At 67.0% G+C, this 18,950-nt stretch carries 18 protein-coding genes; 14 read left to right on the top strand and 4 right to left on the bottom strand.

The genetic code is table 11. The annotated features are described in order from the left end of the window. Nucleotides 1-76: 76 nt before the first annotated feature. Nucleotides 77-1,324: an ABC transporter substrate-binding protein gene (locus LGN19_RS22675; protein WP_226217211.1), complete on the bottom strand. Its 1,248-nt coding sequence runs from the start codon at nucleotides 1,322-1,324 to the stop codon at nucleotides 77-79. Nucleotides 1,325-1,754: 430 nt separating this feature from the next. Between LGN19_RS22675 and zwf the strand changes: the two genes are divergently transcribed. From zwf to LGN19_RS22660, 3 genes are all read left to right on the top strand, one after another. Next, entirely contained in the window at nucleotides 1,755-3,224 is a 1,470-nt protein-coding gene (gene zwf, locus LGN19_RS22670; RefSeq protein WP_122944700.1) for a glucose-6-phosphate dehydrogenase, read from the top strand. Between the two features lie 88 nt (nucleotides 3,225-3,312). Continuing rightward, on the top strand, nucleotides 3,313-3,993 hold the full coding sequence (pgl, locus tag LGN19_RS22665; RefSeq protein WP_226217209.1) for a 6-phosphogluconolactonase: 681 nt from the start codon (nucleotides 3,313-3,315) through the stop codon (nucleotides 3,991-3,993). Then, nucleotides 3,971-5,899, top strand: a complete 1,929-nt coding sequence (locus tag LGN19_RS22660; protein WP_174976951.1) for a bifunctional transcriptional regulator/glucokinase — start codon at nucleotides 3,971-3,973, stop codon at nucleotides 5,897-5,899. The genes pgl and LGN19_RS22660 overlap by 23 nt, the downstream gene beginning before the upstream one ends. Nucleotides 5,900-5,995: 96 nt before the next feature. On the opposite strand, the gene LGN19_RS22655 is transcribed toward LGN19_RS22660, so the two are convergent. Further along, nucleotides 5,996-7,213 (bottom strand): Bcr/CflA family multidrug efflux MFS transporter, encoded by a 1,218-nt coding sequence (locus LGN19_RS22655; protein ID WP_226217207.1) that lies wholly within the window; start codon nucleotides 7,211-7,213, stop codon nucleotides 5,996-5,998. Between the two features lie 177 nt (nucleotides 7,214-7,390). Here LGN19_RS22655 and LGN19_RS22650 point away from each other — a divergent pair, with 177 nt between their 5' ends. The 7 genes from LGN19_RS22650 (at nucleotide 7,391) to LGN19_RS22620 (ending at nucleotide 14,412) form a co-directional block, all read left to right on the top strand. Continuing rightward, on the top strand, nucleotides 7,391-7,912 hold the full coding sequence (locus LGN19_RS22650; RefSeq protein ID WP_226217205.1) for a hypothetical protein: 522 nt from the start codon (nucleotides 7,391-7,393) through the stop codon (nucleotides 7,910-7,912). 62 nt (nucleotides 7,913-7,974) lie between these two features. Beyond that, nucleotides 7,975-8,439: a hypothetical protein gene (locus LGN19_RS22645; RefSeq protein ID WP_011351244.1), complete on the top strand. Its 465-nt coding sequence runs from the start codon at nucleotides 7,975-7,977 to the stop codon at nucleotides 8,437-8,439. Nucleotides 8,440-8,615: 176 nt separating this feature from the next. After that, nucleotides 8,616-9,899, top strand: a complete 1,284-nt coding sequence (gene hemL / locus LGN19_RS22640; RefSeq protein ID WP_122944695.1) for a glutamate-1-semialdehyde 2,1-aminomutase — start codon at nucleotides 8,616-8,618, stop codon at nucleotides 9,897-9,899. A 15-nt stretch (nucleotides 9,900-9,914) separates the two neighbouring features. Beyond that, nucleotides 9,915-11,036 carry a bifunctional diaminohydroxyphosphoribosylaminopyrimidine deaminase/5-amino-6-(5-phosphoribosylamino)uracil reductase RibD gene (ribD, locus tag LGN19_RS22635; RefSeq protein WP_043181709.1) on the top strand — a complete coding sequence of 374 codons (1,122 nt, stop codon included), beginning with the start codon at nucleotides 9,915-9,917 and terminating at the stop codon, nucleotides 11,034-11,036. Between the two features lie 14 nt (nucleotides 11,037-11,050). After that, on the top strand, nucleotides 11,051-11,686 hold the full coding sequence (locus LGN19_RS22630; protein WP_226217204.1) for a riboflavin synthase: 636 nt from the start codon (nucleotides 11,051-11,053) through the stop codon (nucleotides 11,684-11,686). A gap of 470 nt (nucleotides 11,687-12,156) precedes the next feature. Next, nucleotides 12,157-13,263 carry a hypothetical protein gene (locus LGN19_RS22625; protein ID WP_226217202.1) on the top strand — a complete coding sequence of 369 codons (1,107 nt, stop codon included), beginning with the start codon at nucleotides 12,157-12,159 and terminating at the stop codon, nucleotides 13,261-13,263. Nucleotides 13,264-13,272: 9 nt separating this feature from the next. Further along, on the top strand, nucleotides 13,273-14,412 hold the full coding sequence (locus LGN19_RS22620; protein ID WP_226217200.1) for a hypothetical protein: 1,140 nt from the start codon (nucleotides 13,273-13,275) through the stop codon (nucleotides 14,410-14,412). A gap of 126 nt (nucleotides 14,413-14,538) precedes the next feature. On the opposite strand, the gene LGN19_RS22615 is transcribed toward LGN19_RS22620, so the two are convergent. Together LGN19_RS22615 and LGN19_RS22610 are read right to left on the bottom strand one after the other, a co-directional pair. After that, entirely contained in the window at nucleotides 14,539-15,222 is a 684-nt protein-coding gene (locus LGN19_RS22615) for a GntR family transcriptional regulator (protein ID WP_226217199.1), read from the bottom strand. Beyond that, on the bottom strand, nucleotides 15,219-15,821 hold the full coding sequence (locus tag LGN19_RS22610) for an O-methyltransferase (protein ID WP_226217197.1): 603 nt from the start codon (nucleotides 15,819-15,821) through the stop codon (nucleotides 15,219-15,221). The genes LGN19_RS22615 and LGN19_RS22610 overlap by 4 nt, the downstream gene beginning before the upstream one ends. A 271-nt stretch (nucleotides 15,822-16,092) precedes the next feature. On the opposite strand from LGN19_RS22610, the gene LGN19_RS22605 reads away from it, so the two are divergent. The 4 genes from LGN19_RS22605 (at nucleotide 16,093) to nusB (ending at nucleotide 18,948) form a co-directional block, all read left to right on the top strand. Further along, on the top strand, nucleotides 16,093-16,611 hold the full coding sequence (locus LGN19_RS22605) for a DUF1993 family protein (RefSeq protein WP_122944688.1): 519 nt from the start codon (nucleotides 16,093-16,095) through the stop codon (nucleotides 16,609-16,611). 191 nt (nucleotides 16,612-16,802) lie between these two features. Next, a complete protein-coding gene (gene ribBA, locus LGN19_RS22600) occupies nucleotides 16,803-17,945 on the top strand; it encodes a bifunctional 3,4-dihydroxy-2-butanone-4-phosphate synthase/GTP cyclohydrolase II (protein ID WP_122944687.1) in 1,143 nt (380 codons plus the stop codon). 53 nt (nucleotides 17,946-17,998) lie between these two features. Further along, nucleotides 17,999-18,514: a 6,7-dimethyl-8-ribityllumazine synthase gene (gene ribH, locus LGN19_RS22595; RefSeq protein WP_089450082.1), complete on the top strand. Its 516-nt coding sequence runs from the start codon at nucleotides 17,999-18,001 to the stop codon at nucleotides 18,512-18,514. After that, nucleotides 18,511-18,948, top strand: coding sequence for a transcription antitermination factor NusB (gene nusB / locus LGN19_RS22590; RefSeq protein ID WP_043181698.1), 438 nt, complete (start codon nucleotides 18,511-18,513; stop codon nucleotides 18,946-18,948). The genes ribH and nusB overlap by 4 nt, the downstream gene beginning before the upstream one ends. Nucleotides 18,949-18,950: the final 2 nt, after the last annotated feature.

The following is an 18,950-nucleotide window of genomic DNA, read 5'->3' as shown; positions in this document are numbered from 1 at the left end:
CGCGGGCGAGCCCGTTTGCTGCACATGCAAAAACGCCCGGCCGATGAAGCGTTTCCGGCCGGGCGCCTGTCGCGCGTTACTTGACCTTCGCGGCCTTCGCGAGCGCGGCGACCGCGCTCTTCGAATCCTGCTGCGAGTTCATGAACTTCGTCACGACGTCCGTGATCGCGCCGGCGGTCGCATCGCTCTGCGCCATCCCGTGCGCGAGCGACGGCACGAAGCCGCCCGACTTGATCGCGGTCTGCTCGTCGGCATACGACTTCTTCGCGCAGTCGTCGAACTTGTCCATCTTCACGCCAAGGCGTACCGGCACCGAACCCTTCAGCAGGCTGAACTGTTCCTGGAAGTCCGGCGTCATGATCGTCTTCGCGAGCGCGAGCTGGCCCGGCGTCGCGGCCTTCTCGCCCTTCTGCTGGAAGAACACGAACGAATCGACGTTGAACGTGTACGAATTCGCCGTGCCCGGCACCGCCGCGCAGATGTAGTCCTTGCCCGACTTCTTGCCGGCGTTCTCGAACTCGCCCTTCGCCCAGTCGCCCATGAACTGCATGCCGGCCTTGCCGTTGATCACCATCGCGGTCGCGAGGTTCCAGTCGCGGCCGTTACGGCCGGTATCGAAGTAGCCCTGGATCTTGCGCACGGTGTTGAACACGTCGAGCATCTGCGGCGACGTCAGCGTTGCCTGGTCGAGGTCGACGAGCGCCCTCTTGTAGAACGCCGGGCCCTGCGACAGCACGACGTCTTCCCACAGCGTCAGGTCCTGCCACGGCTGGCCGCCCATCGCGACCGGCTGGATGCCCGCGGCCTTCAGCTTGTCGGCCACCGCGAAGAATTCGGGCCAGGTGGTCGGCACCTTCGCGCCGACCTTGTCGAGCGCGGCCTTGTTGATGTACAGCCAGTTCACGCGGTGCACCGAGAACGGCGCCGCGACGGTGTGGCCCTTGTACTTGATGATCTTGTCGATTTCCGGCGGCAGGTTCTGCTTCCAGTCGCCGGCAGCGGAATCGATGTTGACGAGCACGCCCTGGTCGGCCCAGTCCTGGATCAGCGGGCCCTTGATCTGCGCGGCCGACGGTGCGTCGCCGCTGATCACCTTGGTCTTCAGCGCGGTCATCGCCGCGGCACCGGCGCCGCCCGCGACCGCGAAGTCCTTCCACACGTAGCCCTGCTTCTGCACGTCGTCCTTCAGCACGCCGACGGCCTTCGACTCGCCGCCCGAGGTCCACCAGTGCAGCACCGTTACGTTCTCGGCTGCCTGCGCCGCCACGGCGCCAGCCATCAGACCTGCCGCGCAGAGCGCACCCATGATCGAGCGAACTTTCATTACTTATCTCCTCCAGACTGAATCAACTCGTGAGGTTCCCTGACCAGGAACCGGCTTCTTGATAACGACGGGGAAATCGAGCCGCGGGACGCATGCAGCGTACGGGGCCGATGACCGGCCGGGCTCTTACAGAAAGCGTGAATCGAGATTCAACGGCGTGTCTCCTCTTTGTGTTTCTGGCCCGCCGCGATGATGCGGCGCGAGCCCGGGGCAGACGTCGCGCTGACGATGCGCGCCGTCAATGTCCGATAACATTCGGCACAAGGCGTTCCCGAAGGCGAAGCTCGCGCAGTTCATCGACCGCACTTCTTTTTTTCTTCACCCAGGTGCTACCCCTTGCGGCGGATTGTAGTTAAACTACAATTCAGTGTCAAAAATATTTTTATCGCACTACGGATCGCTTCCCAGCACCCCAACCCGGCGGAGACACATGCATACCGATTCCAGCTTTACCTTCGTACTTTTCGGCGGCACCGGCGATCTGTCGATGCGCAAGATCCTGCCCGCGCTGTTCGAGGCGCACCGTGCGAACATGCTGGCGGAGAGCGGCCGGATCGTTGCCGTGGCGCGTCATGAATCGGATCGGGCGTCCTATCTCGACTGGGTCGACACACACGTGAAGCCGCACGCGGCCAAGGCCGCCGGCAAGGCGTTCGACGAAGCTGCGTGGAAGTCCTTCCTCGATCGCATCGAGTACGTGCACCTCGATCTCGGCCGCGCGGAAGACTACGTCGTGCTGCGCGACGCGGTGGCATCGCTGCCCGGCATCCGCGTGTTCTATCTGGCGACTGGCCCGTCGCTGTTCGTGCCGATCTGCAAGGCACTCGCGTCGGTCGGCCTGAGCGAAGGCTCGCGCATCGTGCTCGAGAAGCCGCTCGGCTACGACCTGAAGTCGTCGAATGCGATCAACGACGCGGTCGGCGAAATCTTCGCGGAAGGCCAGATCTACCGGATCGACCACTACCTCGGCAAGGAACCCGTGCAGAACCTGCTCGCGCTGCGCTTCGGCAATGCGCTGTTCGAGCCGCTGTGGCGCCGCGAATGGGTCGAGAGCATCCAGATCACGATCGCCGAAGAGCTCGGCGTCGAGGCACGCGGCGATTTCTACGACAATACGGGCGCGCTGCGCGACATGGTGCAGAACCACCTGCTGCAGCTGCTGTCGATCGTCGCGATGGAACCGCCGCACTCGATGGATTCGGATTCGGTACGCGACGAGAAGCTGCGCGTGCTGCGCGCGCTGAAGCCGGTCGATCCGCGCGACATCGGCAAGGTTGCCGTGCGCGGCCAGTATCATGCGGGCGTGATCAAGGGCGCGCAGGTGCCGGCCTACGCGACCGAGCCGGGCGTGAAGCCCGACAGCCAGACCGAAACCTTCGTCGCATTGAAGGTCGAGATCGAGAACTGGCGCTGGGCCGGTGTACCGTTCTTCCTGCGCACCGGCAAGCGGCTTGCCGATCGCGTCGCCGAGATCGTCGTCAATTTCCGCCCGGTGCCGCATTCGGCGCTCGGGCCCACCGCGCTGCGTCCCGGCTCGAACCGCCTCGTGATCCGGCTGCAGCCGAACGAGACGATCCGCCTGTACTGCCTCGCGAAGCAGCCGGGCGAAGGGATGAACCTCGCGAGCGTGCACCTCGACCTCGCGTTCGACCAGTTCTTCAAGGAAGGGCAGATGGAGGCGTACCAGCGCCTGCTGCTCGACGTGATCAACGGCCGCCTCGCCCTGTTCGTGCGTCGCGACGAACAGGAAGCAGCATGGCGCTGGGTCGAGCCTATCCTGAACGAATGGGCACGCACGCTGAAGCCGCCGAAGCCGTATGCGGCGGGCACGTGGGGGCCGGCCGCGGCGAGCGCGATGCTCGCGCAGCACGACACCTGCTGGCTCGAAGAAGAGAACTGATGCAAACCGTTGCCGCACACGCCACCGTGCGCGGCAACGTGCCCCACGATTCGTACGATTTGAACAGACAAAGCAGTCCGGAGGAGATGTGATCGAGATCCACGCTTTCGACACCCAGGAAGCGCAAAGCGAAGCGCTCGCGCGCGCCGTCGGCGATGCGCTGCGCGCCGCGCTCGCCGGCCCCGAGCGCCCGACGCTCGCGGTGTCCGGCGGCACGAGCCCGCGCCCGTTCCTGCAAACGCTGTCGCACGCGGCGCTCGACTGGGCCGGCGTCGACGTGACGCTGGTCGACGACCGCTGGGTGCCGGAGGACGACGCAGCCAGCAACGCGCACCTCGTGCGCGACACGCTGCTGCAGCACGCAGCCGCCCCTGCCCGCTTCCTGCCGCTCGTCGACACGCGCGCCGCGCTCGACGCGCACGTCGCCGCACTGAACGCGAACGCCGACTACCGCGTGCCGACCGTCGCCGTGCTCGGCATGGGCGAGGACGGCCATACCGCGTCGATCTTCGCCGATGCGCCCGAATGGGATCACGCGATCACGACGCACGAGCGTTTCGTCGCCGTGCATCCCGGCGCCGCGCCGCATGCGCGCGTGAGCTTCTCGCTCGATGCGCTCAAGCGCGTCGACCGGCTGTTCCTGCTGATCGCGGGCGAACGCAAGCGTGCGGTGCTCGATGCCGCGGCCGCATCGCTGCAGAAGAACGCGATTTCCCAACTGGCCAACGACAAGGGGACCCAGCTCGATGTCTACTGGTGCGCAAAGTAAGGCGGCCGTCGCAGGCCAGCATGCCGACGGCCCGCGCCTGCTCGCGGACGTCGGCGGCACCAACGCGCGCTTCGCGCTGGAAACCGGCCCGGGCGACATCACGCAGATCCGCGTGTATCCCGGCGCCGACTATCCGACGCTCACCGACGCGATCCGCAAGTACCTGAAGGACGTGAAGATCAGCCGCGTGAACCACGCGGCGATCGCGATCGCCAATCCGGTCGACGGCGATCAGGTCACGATGACCAACCACGACTGGACCTTCTCGATCGAGGCGACGCGCCGCGCGCTCGGCTTCGATACGCTGCTCGTCGTCAACGATTTCACCGCGCTCGCGATGGCGCTGCCGGGCCTGACCGACGCGCAGCGCGTGCAGGTCGGCGGCGGCGCGCGCCGCCAGAACAGCGTGATCGGTCTGCTCGGGCCCGGCACCGGGCTCGGCGTGTCGGGGCTGATTCCGGCCGACGACCGCTGGATCGCGCTCGGCAGCGAAGGCGGCCATGCGTCGTTCGCGCCGCAGGACGAGCGCGAGGACCTGGTGCTGCAGTACGCGCGCAAGAAGTTTCCGCACGTGTCGTTCGAACGCGTGTGCGCGGGCCCCGGCATGGAGATCATCTATCGCGCGCTCGCCGCGCGCGACAAGAAGCGCGTGGCCGCGACCGTCGACACGGTCGAGATCGTCGAACGCGCGCATGCGGGCGACGCACTCGCGCTCGAGACGGTCGAATGCTTCTGCGGGATTCTCGGCGCGTTCGCGGGCAGCGTCGCGCTGACGCTCGGCGCGCTCGGTGGCGTGTACATCGGCGGCGGGGTCGCGCTGAAGCTCGGCGAACTGTTCACGCGCTCGTCGTTCCGCGCGCGCTTCGAGGCGAAGGGCCGCTTCACGCACTACCTCGAGAACATCCCGACCTACCTGATCACCGCCGAATACCCGGCGTTCCTCGGCGTGTCGGCGATCCTCGCGGAGCAACTGTCGAACCGCTCGGGCGGCGCGTCGTCGGCGGTGTTCGAACGGATCCGCCAGATGCGCGACGCACTGACGCCGGCCGAGCGCCGCGTCGCCGATCTCGCGCTGAATCATCCGCGCTCGATCATCAACGACCCGATCGTCGACATCGCGCGCAAGGCCGACGTGAGCCAGCCGACGGTGATCCGCTTCTGCCGCTCGCTCGGCTGCCAGGGGCTGTCCGACTTCAAGCTGAAGCTCGCGACCGGCCTCACCGGTACGATCCCGATGAGCCACAGCCAGGTGCATCTCGGCGACACGGCCACCGACTTCGGCGCGAAGGTGCTCGACAACACGGTATCGGCGATCCTGCAGTTGCGCGAGCACCTGAATTTCGAGCACGTCGAGAACGCGATCGAGATCCTGAACGGCGCGCGGCGCATCGAGTTCTACGGGCTCGGCAACTCGAACATCGTCGCGCAGGACGCGCATTACAAGTTCTTCCGCTTCGGGATCCCGACGATCGCGTACGGCGACCTGTACATGCAGGCCGCGTCGGCCGCGCTGCTCGGCAAGGGCGACGTGATCGTCGCGGTGTCGAAGTCGGGACGCGCGCCCGAGCTGCTGCGCGTGCTCGACGTCGCGATGCAGGCCGGCGCGAAGGTGATCGCGATCACGTCGAGCAACACGCCGCTCGCGAAGCGTGCGACCGTCGCGCTCGAAACCGACCACATCGAGATGCGTGAATCGCAGCTGTCGATGATCTCGCGGATCCTGCATCTGCTGATGATCGACATCCTCGCGGTCGGCGTCGCGATCCGCCGTGCGTCGACGAACGGCGAACTGCCCGAGGCCGTCGCGCAGGCGAAAGCCCGCGCGAGCGACGACGAAACGGCCGACGTGCTCGACTGGCTGAGCCACGGCGCGTCGCCGGCGGCGAAGGACGTCGCGCGGGACTGACGCGGTGCGGCGGCAGCCGCCTCCCGAGTTCCAAACAAAAACGCCACCGGCGCAGCGCGCGCGGTGGCGTTTTTCATTCTGCCGTCAGGCCGCGGTTCAGGCGCCCGCCTTGACGGGCCGCCCGTGCCAGCGCAGCACGAGGTAGCGGCCGACGAAACACAGCACGCCCGAGATGCCGATCGTCACGCCCATTGCGAACGGCGTGCCGTCTGCGAGTGCGCCGATCGCGACGCTCGCGAGCGCGCCGAGTGCCAGCTGCATCGCGCCGAACACGGCCGCCGACGCGCCCGCGTTGTGCGGATAGCGATGCATGAGGTCGGTCGTGCAGTTCGCGGACAGGATCCCGACCACGCCGACGACGAAGAACAGGCACACGACGATCGACCACAGCCCGCCCCACCCCGTCAGCGCGACGAGCGCGACCGCGAGCGACGCGATGCAGCTCACGAGCGAAGCGGCCGCGATGATGCGCAGCGAACCGAGGCGGCCGACGAGCCGCGTGTTCGCGAAGTTGCCGATCATGATGCCGACCACGTTCAGGCCGAACAGCAGCCCGTAGTGCTGCGGCGACACGTGGAAATATTCGATGTACACGAATGGTGTCGCGGTGATGTACGAGAACATCGACGCGAATGCCATCCCGCCGCACAGCATGTGCCCCCAGGCGACCGGATCGGACAGGATGCGCCCGTACGACGCGAACGACGCAAGCACGGCCGCGCTCTTGCGCCGCTCCTTCGGCCAGGTTTCGGGCACGCGCAGGTACGCGGTCGCCGCGCACACCGCGCCGAACACGGCCAGCACGACGAACACGCCGCGCCAGCCCGAAAAACGCAGGATCTGCCCGCCGATCAGCGGCGCGAGCAATGGCCCGACCGCGGTGACGATCGCGACCATCGACAGCACCTTCGCCGCGTCGGTCGGCTCGTGCGCGTCGCGCGCGATCGCGCGCGACAGCACCGATGCGGCGCCGGCGCCGAGCGCCTGCAGGAAGCGCACGAGGATCAGCATGTCGATCGAGGTCGACACGAAACAGCCGATGCTCGCGAGCGTGAACAGCGCGATGCCGCCGAGCAGCACGGGGCGTCGGCCCCACGTGTCGGACAGCGGGCCGTACAGCAGCATGCCGACCGAGAACCCGGCCATGAAGCTCGTGAGCGTGCGCTGCGCGGCGCCGGGGCTGACGGAGAAGCCGTCGGCGATCGACGGCAGGCTCGGCAGGTACATGTCGGTAGCGATCGGCCCGCAGGCGGCCAGCGCGCCGAGCAACAGGATCAGCCGGGCATCGGGCCGGCGTCGGATGACGTGAGACATGGGTATCCGGAATGGAGCCCGCGCGCATCGGGGCGCGCGTGGCGATGAAGACGGGAGGCCGCGCCGCGAACGGTGCGCTCAGGCCCATGATTGTACGCGCAACTTTTCCTAGGCTATCGCACCTCGACCGGCGGGCCTATGATCCATCTTGCGAACTCATTTCGTCGGAGGAATAAGATGCGACCGCAAACAAAGCGCTGGATGCTTGTGAGCGACGAGATCAGAGATAACGCCGTGGATTTCGTCGTGATCGGTGCCGTTTTCGGCATCGTTCAGCTCGTTGGATTCCGGTTCGGCAGACATAACTGGGGAACCGAACTGATGATGGAGCAAATCGTGTTCAACGGAGTCGTAACTGGTCTGTTGCTGGTATGGGGACTCCGGGTACCCTCGGAATGGATGAAGCTGAAGCGCAATCACCCGCTTCCGTGGCTCGACCGTCTGATTGCCCGCATTACGCGACGAGTCACGGCAGCCGCAGTGGCCGCCGCAATGGTCATGGTCGGCACCGCGATCGTTGCAGCCTGCTCGGGCGCCTACTCTGCCGTAGCCATGCTGATTTCCGCGTTCCTCTATTTCATCTCGGCAGCGGAGGCCGCCGCCAACCCGCTTCTGGAAACGACGCAGCAGTCGAAAATGCACTCCGTCGCGATGGGGATCCTAATCGGGTTGCCGCTTGGCATCTCGCTCGTCAAATGAGCGAAATGACGATTCGGTTAAGCTTGCTCCCCCCTTGAACGACTCCTCATCGAATCGCGTACATGACCGCCTTCCTGTTGATCTGGAGCCCCAAGAAATGGCCGTGGCCCGAACTGCCCGACGTCGCCGCGCGCGTGAAGGCCGGCGAGGCCGTGCATGACGTGTGGGGCTGCGGCTTCGCGCGCGGCATCCTGCCGGGAGACCGCGTGTTCCTGCATCGCGTCGCGAAGGAGCCCAAGGGCGTGTTCGGCTCCGGCTACGTAACGCGCGCGCCGTACGAGGTGCCCGATCCGTCGACGAAGCGCGGCTACCGGCTGTGCATCGACTTCGTGTACGACTGGCTGGTCGATGCGCACCAGGATGTCGTGATCGCGCGGGACGCGCTGCGCGTCCATCCGTATTCGGTGCAGACCTGGGATGCGCAAAGTTCCGGCACGGTGATCAAGCCGATGGTCGAAGGCCCGCTCGAGAAGCGCTGGGCCGAGCTGACCGGCAAGCGCAAGCCGCCACCCTTGCCGGATCGTTAACGGGGCCGAATCACCCTCTGTTCCTTCCCGGCCCGCGCGATCGCTCACGCGCCGAAAGGCCGCAGACCGCGCCGCGGGCCCGCCGCGCGCGTCTCCGGTACAATCGGACGATCGTTCCGCCCAGGCGCCGCGGCCCGTGCACAGGCCCCCGCGCCCTTCTCTCGCAGGTTTCGCCCATGTCCAACAATCAGATCCTCTTCGAACGCGCCCAGAAGACCATTCCCGGCGGCGTCAACTCGCCGGTGCGCGCATTCCGCTCGGTCGGCGGCACGCCGCGCTTCGTCGCGCGCGCACAAGGCCCGTATTTCTGGGATGCCGACGGCAAGCAGTACATCGACTACATCGGCTCGTGGGGCCCGATGATCGTCGGCCACGTCCATCCGGAAGTGCTGTCGGCCGTGCAGAACGTGCTCGCCGACGGCTTCTCGTTCGGCGCGCCGACCGAAGCCGAGATCGTGATCGCCGAGGAAATCTGCAAGCTCGTGCCGTCGATCGAGCAGGTGCGGATGGTTTCGAGCGGCACCGAGGCCACGATGAGCGCGCTGCGTCTCGCGCGCGGCTTCACGGGCCGCAGCCGCATCGTCAAGTTCGAGGGCTGCTACCACGGCCACGCGGACAGCCTGCTCGTGAAGGCCGGCTCGGGCCTGCTGACGTTCGGCAACCCGACGTCGGCCGGCGTGCCTGCCGACATCGCGAAGCACACGACCGTCCTCGAATACAACAACGTCGCCGCGCTCGAAGAAGCATTCGGCGCGTTCGGCGACGAGATCGCCGCCGTGATCGTCGAGCCGGTCGCGGGCAACATGAACCTCGTGCGCGGCACGCCGGAATTCCTGAACGCGCTGCGCGCGCTGTGCACGAAGCACGGCGCCGTGCTGATCTTCGACGAAGTGATGTGCGGATTCCGCGTCGCGCTCGGCGGCGCGCAGGCGTACTACGGGATCACGGCCGACCTCACCTGCCTCGGCAAGGTGATCGGCGGCGGGATGCCGGCTGCCGCATTCGGCGGCCGCCGCGACATCATGGCCCACCTCGCGCCGCTCGGCGGCGTCTACCAGGCCGGCACGCTGTCGGGCAACCCGATCGCGGTCGCCGCGGGCCTGAAGACGCTGCAGCTGATCCAGGCGCCCGGCTTCTACGATGCGCTCACCGCGCAGACGAAGCGTCTCGCGGACGGCCTCGCGGCCGAGGCGCGCGCGGCCGGCGTGCCGTTCGCGGCCGACTCGATCGGCGCGATGTTCGGCCTCTACTTCGCCGAACGCGTGCCGACCAGCTTCGCGGAAGTGACAAAGAGCGACACCGAGCGCTTCAACCGCTTCTTCCACCTGATGCTCGACGAAGGCGTGTACTTCGCGCCGTCCGCGTACGAGGCCGGCTTCGTGTCGAGCACGCACGACGACGCGGTGATCGACGCGACGCTCGCGGCCGCACGCCGCGCATTCGCGGCACTCGCTGCCTGACCCGGGTCCGCGCGCATGTTCTCGGATATCGATTTCGCCCACATGCAGCGTGCGCTCGCGCTCGCCGCGCGCGGCATGTATACGACGGCGCCGAACCCGCGTGTCGGCTGCGTGATCGTCAAGGACGGCGACGTAATCGGCGAAGGCTTCACGCAGCCGGCCGGCCAGGATCACGCGGAGGTGCAGGCGCTGAAGGACGCACGTGCGCGCGGCTACGACGTCGCGGGCTCGACCGTCTATGTCACGCTCGAACCCTGCAGCCATTTCGGCCGCACGCCGCCGTGCGCGAACGCGCTGATCGACGCGCGCGTCGCGAAGGTCGTCGCCGCGATGGAAGACCCGAACCCGCAGGTATCGGGGCGCGGCCTCGGGATGCTGCGCGACGCGGGTATCGATGTGCGCTGCGGGCTGCTCGCGCATGAAGCCGGCGAGCTGAACATCGGCTTCGTGTCGCGGATGACACGCGGCCGCCCGTGGGTGCGGATGAAGACCGCCGCGTCGCTCGACGGCCGTACCGCGCTGCCGTCCGGCGAAAGCCAGTGGATCACCGGCGAGGCCGCGCGCCTCGATGGCCACGCATGGCGTGCGCGCGCCTGCGCGATCCTCACCGGCATCGGCACCGTGCGCGAAGACAACCCGCTGCTGACCGTGCGCGGCATCGACACGCCGCGCCAGCCGCAGCGCATCCTGGTGGACAGCCGCCTCGACCTGCCGCTCGACGCTCGGCTGCTCGAAGGCGCGCCGCTGCTGATCTTCTGCGGCCGGCTCGACGCCGCCGGCGAAGTACGCGCGAACGTGCTGAAGGCGCGCGGCGCGGAAATCGTGCCGCTCGCGAATGCGCACGGCAAGGTCGACCTGCCCGCGATGCTGGCGGCGCTCGGCGCGCGCGGCGTCAACGAACTGCACGTCGAGGCGGGCCACAAGCTGAACGGCTCGCTGCTGCGCGAGCAATGCGTCGACGAACTGCTCGTCTACCTCGCGCCGAGCCTGCTGGGCGCCGACGCGGCCGGCATGTTCGATCTCGCGGCACCGGCGAGCCTCGAGGCGCGCACGCGGCTGTCGTTCCACGGGTTCGAGCGGGTCGGCGACGATCTGCGGATCCTCGCGCGCTTCACGCCATCCGACGCCTCTCACTGAACGGAATCGTCACCATGTTCACCGGAATTGTCGCGGCGGTCGGCCGCATCGAATCGATCCGGCCGCTCGGCGCGTCGGCCGATGCCGGCGTGCGCCTGACCGTGCTGGCCGGCGGGCTGGACCTCGCCGATGTCGCGCTGGGCGACAGCATCGCGATCCAGGGCGCGTGCATGACGGTGATCGAAAAGACCGACGCATCGTTCGACGTCGACGTGTCGCGCGAAAGCCTGAACCGCACGGTCGGCCTCGCGGAGCCCGGCGAGGTGAATCTCGAGAAGGCGTTGCGCGCGCACGACCGCCTCGGCGGACACATCGTGTCGGGTCATGTGGACGGCCTCGGCACCGTGTCGCGCTTCGCGCCGGTCGGCGAGTCGCACGAACTGCGCATCGTCGCGCCGCGCGAGCTCGGCCGCTATCTCGCGTACAAGGGATCGATCACGGTCAACGGCGTGAGCCTGACCGTCAACACCGTCGACGATCGCGCGGACGGCTGCGAGTTCTCGATCAACCTGATTCCGCACACGGTCGAGGTCACGACGCTGCGCCACGTGAAGGCCGGTGACAAGGTCAATCTCGAAGTCGACATGATCGCGCGGTATGTGGAGCGGATGCTCGGCAAGGCCCGGGACGAGCATCAAGCATCGAAGTAATTCGGTTTGGCTCGAATCGGGCGAATCGGGCGAATCGACCGCCTGCCTTCGCGCCCACCTCTCGCCAATTGGCGTTTTCCGAAGGGTCTTTCGTGAGTCAGGCATTTTCTGCCTGTCCTGACATGAATCACGGCATGTGAAACAAATACCCGGAACGTTTCCGAATAGTTGTAAATCGTTTAAGTATTTTGAGCGGCCAGCCTGTTAATCGCCGGCCCTCACCCCGGGACCTGCGGCTTGCCGTCACGGCCAGCGGCTCGCACGCCGGACGGCCGCCAACTTCGAGACGCCGGCGCCGTGTTCATGTCATTAACGGCACCGATTATTCGCGCCTGTCATGAGCGCTGCGTTCGCAATAAACAGTAATACTGTCTTGCGGGATATGTAACCTGTGTAACGAGATCAAATCGTAAGCTGACGCTTTACCATGTCGCGAGGCCTCAGGCTTCGTTTCGTTGCAAGGCTCAGCGATGATCTCCGAAGGCAATGCGATCCGCTCGTTGCGCACCGGCATCAAAGCGGAACACGGTGCGTGTACATCCGCCTCGTCGGTCCGGCGGGCCGTCAATACTTTTTTCAAGCTGCTTTACCGCTACACGCATTCGCGTGCGTGGCGACACAACGAGCGCCTCGCGCACGGGGTCTCGCTCGAACGCGACGAAGCCGGGCGACTCGTCGGCATGTGCATCCGCGGACGCCGCATCGCGTGCGCCAACACCCAGATGGCATCCGCGCCCAAGCTGCGCCACGCGGGGCAGGCATGCCATCTCATCGCCACCGGCCCGTCCGTCAACACCATCGATTACCGCGCGCTGCGCATGACGCACGTGCTGGGCGTAAACGGTGCCATCGCACTCACCGAGCGTCAGGGTGTCAGTTTCGACTACTACTGCATCGTCGATACCGGGTTCGTACGCAATCGGCCCGATCTCGTCGAGCGCGTGATCGGCGAGCCGCTCACGCTGTTTGCCACGCCCCACGTGCTCTGGCACATCGCCGAGCGCATCGGCGTCGAACGCATCCGCTGCCGCGTGTTTCTCCTCGACGACATGCTCTTTCCCGCCGGCCGCCGCGCGCCGCGTGCGCGCGAGCTGCGCACGACCTACGACGCACATGCGCTCGCACTGTTCGACACGCCGAAGCCGCTCGGCTTCAGCCTCGACCTGCAGCGCGGTGTCTTCGACGGCCGAACGGTCGCCTATACCGGCCTGCAAGTGCTCGCCGCGCTCGGTTTCACACGCCTCTATCTGCACGGTGTCGACCTCACTGACGCGAAGCGCACGCCCCGCTTTTACGAGGAATCGGCGTCGACCATGCAGCCCAGCTATCTCGACGAAAATTTCCCCGGCTTCATCGAGCCGTCGTTCCGTCATGCATCGGCGCTGCTGACACGCCGCGGCGTCGACGTACGCAATCTGTCGATGGAAAGCGCGCTCGGCGAGGACATCTTCCCAAAGCTGCGCTGGCAAACGCTCGCGCAAGCGGGCATGGGCGACGCGATGCCCGCAGCGATGCCGACTTTCACCCCTGCACCGCCCCCCGAATCCGCGTGCGCCCCGGCGTCACGCACGCGCTGACGAACGAGCATGCGTGTCGTCCATATCTCGAATACGCCCGTGGCAGGCAGCCCCGGCAACATCGTCGCCGCGTTGAACCGGCACACCGACATCGAAGCGCGCCACGTGGTGTTCAACGCGTCGGCCTATGGCGCGCGCACGTTCGCGGTCGATATCGACTGGCACACGCAGCGCGACGTCGCGCTGGCAGCCATCGACGCCGCCGACGTCATCCATCTGCACCAGCACTTCTCGTTCGACGAGACCTTCGGCGCCGATTTGCCCCAGCGCTTCGGTGCACGCAAGCTCATTCGCCAGTACCACTCCGCGCCGTCGCTGTGGGCAGGGCAGGATGCCGACCGGCTCGCGCGCATCGTCACCGAGCCGATCCCGCAACTCGTGATCGCGCAGGGGCCGGAGCGCTACTATCCGTTCGCGCGCGTGGTGCCGAATCTCGTGCCCATTCACGACGCACGCTACCTGCCGGGGCCCGAATCCGAGGACGGGCCGCCCGTGGTCGTCTACTCGCCGAGCGGCAGCCGCAGCGCGTGGAAGACGCGCTGGGAAACCAAGGGCGCGCCACAAACGCTGACCTTGCTGCGCCGGCTCGAGCGCAAGGGCCTGTGCCGCGTGCGGACGATCGTCGACACGCCGCACGACGCGTGCTTGCGTCTGAAACAGTGCGCCGCGCTCGCGGTCGACGAATGCGTGACCGGCAACTATCACCTGAGCGGACTCGAATCGCTGTCGCAGGGCAAGCCCACCCTCGGGCATCTCGATGCGCGCGTGCAGGCACAGTTACGCGCGATGACCGGGGCGACGGAGCTGCCGTGGGTGGACGTGCGGCTCGAGGAGGCAGAGCCGGTGCTGCGCGCGCTACTCGCCGACAAGCACCTGCGCGACGAGGTCGGGCAGGCGTCGCGCCACTGGATGGAAACGCACTATGACGATCGCACGCTCGTCGAGCACTACAGACGTGCGTATCTCGACCTGTTCGACGCGCCCGAGCGCTTCGGCGTGCCGCGCTTTCGCACGCACGCCGAGCAGTGGACGGCGGTGGCGCTGCATGACCATGCGTGGCTCGAACGGCGGCGCGTCGGCATGTCATGGTGGCAGCATGCCGCCGACTCGGTCAAACGGGTCGTGAAAGGCCGATCGGTCTTGCGTTGAGCGACAAGCCGAAACCCGGTACGCCCTCCCCGCTGCGCGCCTGCGCAAACCGGCAAGAGGCCGCGCCGTCGGCGGCAAGGTCGACGTGTGAATCGCACGGCCAGCGGCGACGATTCCCGCCCGCGCTCAGCCCTTCGTGTCGCCGCCACCCGCGCGCGCCAGAATCGTCCCGAGCAACTGCCGCACATGCTCGCGCGCCGCGCGCTCCGCACCTTCCTCATCGCGCTTCGCGATCAGGTCGAACACCTGCCGGTGTTCGGCGACATTCCCGCCCAGTCGTGCCCAGTCGTCCATCGGACTCGCGCCGCCCGAACACATCGTCTGCACCTGCGCATACAGCGCCCTGAGCGACGTCTCGATCGTCGCGTTGCGCGCGATCGCGAGCAGCCCGTGGTGGAAATCGAGGTTGGCGATGCGGTACGCGTCGCCGTCGCGCGTGTCGACCGCATTCGCCTGTCGCGTCAGCGCTTCGTCCAGCGCCGCGCGATCGTCGGGCGTCATGCGCTGCGCCGCCAGACGCGCGGCCATCCCTTCAAGCGCCTCCCGCGCCTCGAAGATGGCCACGATCCGCGCGCGGTCGAACGCGATGACGAACACGCCCTGCCGCGGCACGACCTGCAGCAGCCCCTCGGCTTCCAGGCGCGAGACCGCCGCCCACACGGGCGAGCGGCTGATGCCGAGATCGCGCGACAGCGCTTCGATGCTGATCTTCTCGCCCGCCGCGAAGCGCGCTTCGTCGACCAGCATCTCGCGGATCGCCCCGTACGCGTCGCGCCCCAGTGTCGTGCGCTCGAGTGTGGCCCGCGTCATGCGAACCGCCGGCGACATGCGATGTGGAGCCCCTTGCCGACCGGCACGATCGTCGTGTCGAACTGCCGCGATGCGTCGACCGCGGCGAGATAGCCGGCGATTTCGTCCGGATGGGACAGCGCGTTGTCCGCGACGAGCAGTGCGTCGGCCGTCAGCTTCGGCAACAGGTGCGCGAGCTGCTGCGGTGCGCTCACGCGGTCGGCGTCGAAGAACACGCAGTCGAACGGGCCCGTCACGGCCGCGCAGACCTGCGTCGCATCGCCTTCGATCACCTGCGCCCAGTCCTGCAGCGACGCCGCGCGCAGGTTGGCCCTCGCCTGCTCGGCCTTGTCGGGCGAGCACTCGACGGTGACGAGCGGCTGCCCGTCCGTTTCGCGCAGCGCATGGGCGAGCCAGATCGCGCTGTAGCCGTTGGAGGTGCCGATCTCGAGCACGCGCCTGCGCCGCGCGCCGGTGACGAGCAGGTACAGCAGTTCGGCCGTGGCCGGCTCGAGGTTGAGCATCTTGCGGCTGCGGTCGTCCGCCTGCGCATCGTTTTCCTGGCCGAAGGACGCCAGCCGGGCAAGGACGGCCGACGCGGCGCTGTCGAGTTCGATCATGGGGTCTCCGTTACGTCATATTTCATGTTTCGTGTTTCATGATACGACTTTTTGCGGATCGACGCGTGATGCCGGCGAGGCGCGGTATTTCGGTGCAATCGGGACGACCGTGTCGGATCCACCGGTCAGTCGCTCAGCAGATACCTGGCCGAATGGCCAACGACGCGCACGGGTCATGCCGCCGCGCTAAGATGCGTCGACAGCGGTTTCAACGCCGCAACGCACGACGTGCCGCATACCGGCCGCCCCTCTTCTTCAAGGAGTCGTCCCCATGTCCATCTCGATGTACCAGGCTTCGCTGCCCGTGCTGATCCGTGGCCTGACCAACCTGCAGCACATCCTCGGCAAGGCGCAGGCGCATGCAGCCGAAAAACAGATCGATCCGTCGGTGTTCGTCGGCGCCCGCCTGTACCCGGACATGCTGCCGCTCGTCCGCCAGGTCTACATCGCGACCGATACGGCCAAGGGCTGCGCCGCGCGCCTCGCCGATGTCGAAATCCCGAGCTACCCGGACGTCGAGCAGACCTTCGACGAACTGCACGCACGCATCCAGAAGACGATCGACTACCTGAAAAGCTTCGACGCCGCGCAGATCGACGGCAGCGAGGCGCGCCAGATCGTGCTGAAGATGCGCGTCGGCCCGATCGAGTTCACCGGCCAGTCGTACCTGCTGAATTTCGTGCTGCCCAATTTCTTCTTCCACGTGACGACCGCGTACGACATCCTGCGCCACAGCGGTGTCGAACTCGGCAAGCTCGACTACCTGGGCGGGCGCGACCAGCAAGCCTGACGCGCGGCCGGGCGAAGCCCGGCCCACCGCCCCGCACCCGCGTGCAGGTACCACGCGGCGGCCCCGCCAGGCCTGCCGCGCAGGCCGGTCGGAGCGCTTTCCGGAGCGCTCGCCGGTGGCACGCGGCGCATGCCAGCCGAAACGCCGTCCGGCTGGCGTAAAATACGCACTTTCCTCTTTCTCGCCCCCTTATGACGCTCGCCTCCACGCTCGACATCATCGCCGAGCTGAAAGCCGGCCGGATGGTGATCCTGGTCGACGAAGAAGACCGCGAAAACGAGGGCGACCTCGTGATCGCCGCCGAATTCGTCACGCCGGAAGCGATCAACTTCATGGCCAAGTACGGCCGCGGCCTGGTTTGTCTGACATTGACGCAGGAACGCTGCAAGCAGCTGCACCTGCCGCTGATGACCTACCGCAACGGTACGCAGTACGGCACCGCCTTCACGGTCAGCATCGAAGCGGCCGAAGGCGTGACGACCGGCATCTCGGCCGCCGACCGTGCGCACACGATCGCCACGGCGGTCGCGCACGACGTGCGCCCCGAGCACATCGTGCAGCCGGGTCACGTGTTCCCGATCATGGCGCAGCCGGGCGGCGTGCTCGTGCGTGCGGGCCACACCGAGGCCGGTTGCGACTTCACCGCGCTCGCGGGCCTCACGCCGGCCGCGGTGATCTGCGAGATCATCAAGGACGACGGCACGATGGCGCGCCTGCCCGACCTGATCGAATTCGCGCAGGAACACAACCTGAAGATCGGCACGATCGCCGACCTGATCCAGTACCGCAGCCGCACCGAATCGATCATCGAGCGCATCGCCGAGCGCACGATGCAGACCGCGCACGGCACGTTCCGCGCAGTGCTGTACCGCGACCAGCCGAGCGGCTCGCCGCACATCGCGCTGGTGCGCGGCGAACCGTCGCCCGGTGCCGATACGCCGGTGCGTGTGCACGAGCCGCTGTCGGTGCTCGACCTGCTCGAAACGGGCGTGTCGACGCACTCGTGGACGCTCGACGCCGCGATGCGCGAGATCGCGGAGCGCGACCTCGGCGTGATCGTGCTGCTCAATTGCGGCGACACGAAGGAACACCTGATCGACGTCTTCAAGGCGTTCGACGAGGAAGAAAAGGCCGCTGTGCTCAAGCGCCGGCCGGTTGATTTCAAGACGTTCGGCATCGGCGCGCAGATCCTGCGCGATGTCGGCGTCGGCAAGATGCAGGTGCTGTCGAATCCGCGCAAGCTGGGCAGCATGTCCGGCTACGGCCTGGAAGTCACGGGCTTCATTCCGATGCCCGGCGGCGAAGCCAAGTCCTGCCCGGCGTCCAACGCGTAACCCGCCACGACGCTTTCGCCCTATAACCGTTCATCCACACCACGGACAAGATCATGGAAATCGGACAATACCAACCGAATCTCGAAGGCGACGGCCTGCGTATCGGCATCGTGCAATCGCGCTTCAACGAGCCCGTATGCAACGGCCTCGCCGACGCGTGCGTCGAGGAACTGGAACGCCTCGGCGTCACCGGTGAAGACGTGCTGCTCGTGTCGGTGCCCGGCGCGCTGGAAATCCCGCTCGCGCTGCAAAAGCTCGCGGAAAGCGGCCAGTTCGACGCGCTGATCGCACTCGGCGCGGTGATCCGCGGCGAGACCTACCACTTCGAACTCGTGTCGAACGAGAGCGGCGCGGGCATCACCCGCATCGGCCTCGACTTCAACCTGCCGATCGCGAACGCGGTCCTGACGACCGAAAACGACGAGCAGGCCGTCGCGCGCATGACCGAAAAGGGTCGTGACGCCGCACGTGTCGCTGTCGAGATGGCCAACCTGACGATGGCGCTCGACCAGCTCGGCGACGACGACGAGGAAGAAGAAGACGAAGACGACGAAGAGGAGCGCGCATGAAGAAGAGCGCCCGCCGACAATCGCGCGAGCTGGCGACGCAGGGGCTGTACCAGTGGCTGCTGTCGAACGCGTCCTCCGGTGAGATCGACGCGCAACTGCGCGGCGCGCTCGGTTACGACAAGGCCGACAAGGATCTGCTCGAAGCCATCCTGCACGGCGTGATCCGCGAGCACGCCACGCTCGTCGAAGCGCTGACGCCGTCGCTCGACCGCCCGATCGAGCAGCTGTCGCCGGTCGAACGCGCGGTGCTGCTGATCGCGACGTTCGAGCTCACGCACCACGTCGAAACGCCGTACCGCGTGATCATCAATGAAGCTGTCGAACTCGCGAAGACGTTCGGCGGCTCCGACGGCTACAAGTACGTGAACGGCGTGCTCGACAAGCTCGCCGCGAAGCTGCGCCCCGCCGAAACGCAGGCGCGCCGCAACGGCTGATT

The sequence above is a fragment of the Burkholderia sp. AU30198 genome (assembly GCF_020419825.1).
Classification (GTDB): Bacteria; Pseudomonadota; Gammaproteobacteria; order Burkholderiales; family Burkholderiaceae; genus Burkholderia.
Note: the sequence above shows the minus strand (reverse complement) of the source record. Positions and strands in the feature narration are given on the sequence as shown.

What these genes read in the sequence shown, in the direction of transcription:
- LGN19_RS22675 (WP_226217211.1), bottom strand. Translation starts at nt 1,324, where the DNA reads ATGAAAGTTCGCTCGATCATGGGTGCGCTCTGCGCGGCAGGTCTGATG.
- zwf (WP_122944700.1), top strand. Translation starts at nt 1,755, where the DNA reads ATGCATACCGATTCCAGCTTTACCTTCGTACTTTTCGGCGGCACCGGC.
- LGN19_RS22660 (WP_174976951.1), top strand. Translation starts at nt 3,971, where the DNA reads ATGTCTACTGGTGCGCAAAGTAAGGCGGCCGTCGCAGGCCAGCATGCC.
- LGN19_RS22655 (WP_226217207.1), bottom strand. Translation starts at nt 7,213, where the DNA reads ATGTCTCACGTCATCCGACGCCGGCCCGATGCCCGGCTGATCCTGTTG.
- LGN19_RS22650 (WP_226217205.1), top strand. Translation starts at nt 7,391, where the DNA reads ATGCGACCGCAAACAAAGCGCTGGATGCTTGTGAGCGACGAGATCAGA.
- LGN19_RS22645 (WP_011351244.1), top strand. Translation starts at nt 7,975, where the DNA reads ATGACCGCCTTCCTGTTGATCTGGAGCCCCAAGAAATGGCCGTGGCCC.
- hemL (WP_122944695.1), top strand. Translation starts at nt 8,616, where the DNA reads ATGTCCAACAATCAGATCCTCTTCGAACGCGCCCAGAAGACCATTCCC.
- ribD (WP_043181709.1), top strand. Translation starts at nt 9,915, where the DNA reads ATGTTCTCGGATATCGATTTCGCCCACATGCAGCGTGCGCTCGCGCTC.
- LGN19_RS22630 (WP_226217204.1), top strand. Translation starts at nt 11,051, where the DNA reads ATGTTCACCGGAATTGTCGCGGCGGTCGGCCGCATCGAATCGATCCGG.
- LGN19_RS22625 (WP_226217202.1), top strand. Translation starts at nt 12,157, where the DNA reads ATGATCTCCGAAGGCAATGCGATCCGCTCGTTGCGCACCGGCATCAAA.
- LGN19_RS22620 (WP_226217200.1), top strand. Translation starts at nt 13,273, where the DNA reads ATGCGTGTCGTCCATATCTCGAATACGCCCGTGGCAGGCAGCCCCGGC.
- LGN19_RS22615 (WP_226217199.1), bottom strand. Translation starts at nt 15,222, where the DNA reads ATGACGCGGGCCACACTCGAGCGCACGACACTGGGGCGCGACGCGTAC.
- LGN19_RS22610 (WP_226217197.1), bottom strand. Translation starts at nt 15,821, where the DNA reads ATGATCGAACTCGACAGCGCCGCGTCGGCCGTCCTTGCCCGGCTGGCG.
- LGN19_RS22605 (WP_122944688.1), top strand. Translation starts at nt 16,093, where the DNA reads ATGTCCATCTCGATGTACCAGGCTTCGCTGCCCGTGCTGATCCGTGGC.
- ribBA (WP_122944687.1), top strand. Translation starts at nt 16,803, where the DNA reads ATGACGCTCGCCTCCACGCTCGACATCATCGCCGAGCTGAAAGCCGGC.
- ribH (WP_089450082.1), top strand. Translation starts at nt 17,999, where the DNA reads ATGGAAATCGGACAATACCAACCGAATCTCGAAGGCGACGGCCTGCGT.
- nusB (WP_043181698.1), top strand. Translation starts at nt 18,511, where the DNA reads ATGAAGAAGAGCGCCCGCCGACAATCGCGCGAGCTGGCGACGCAGGGG.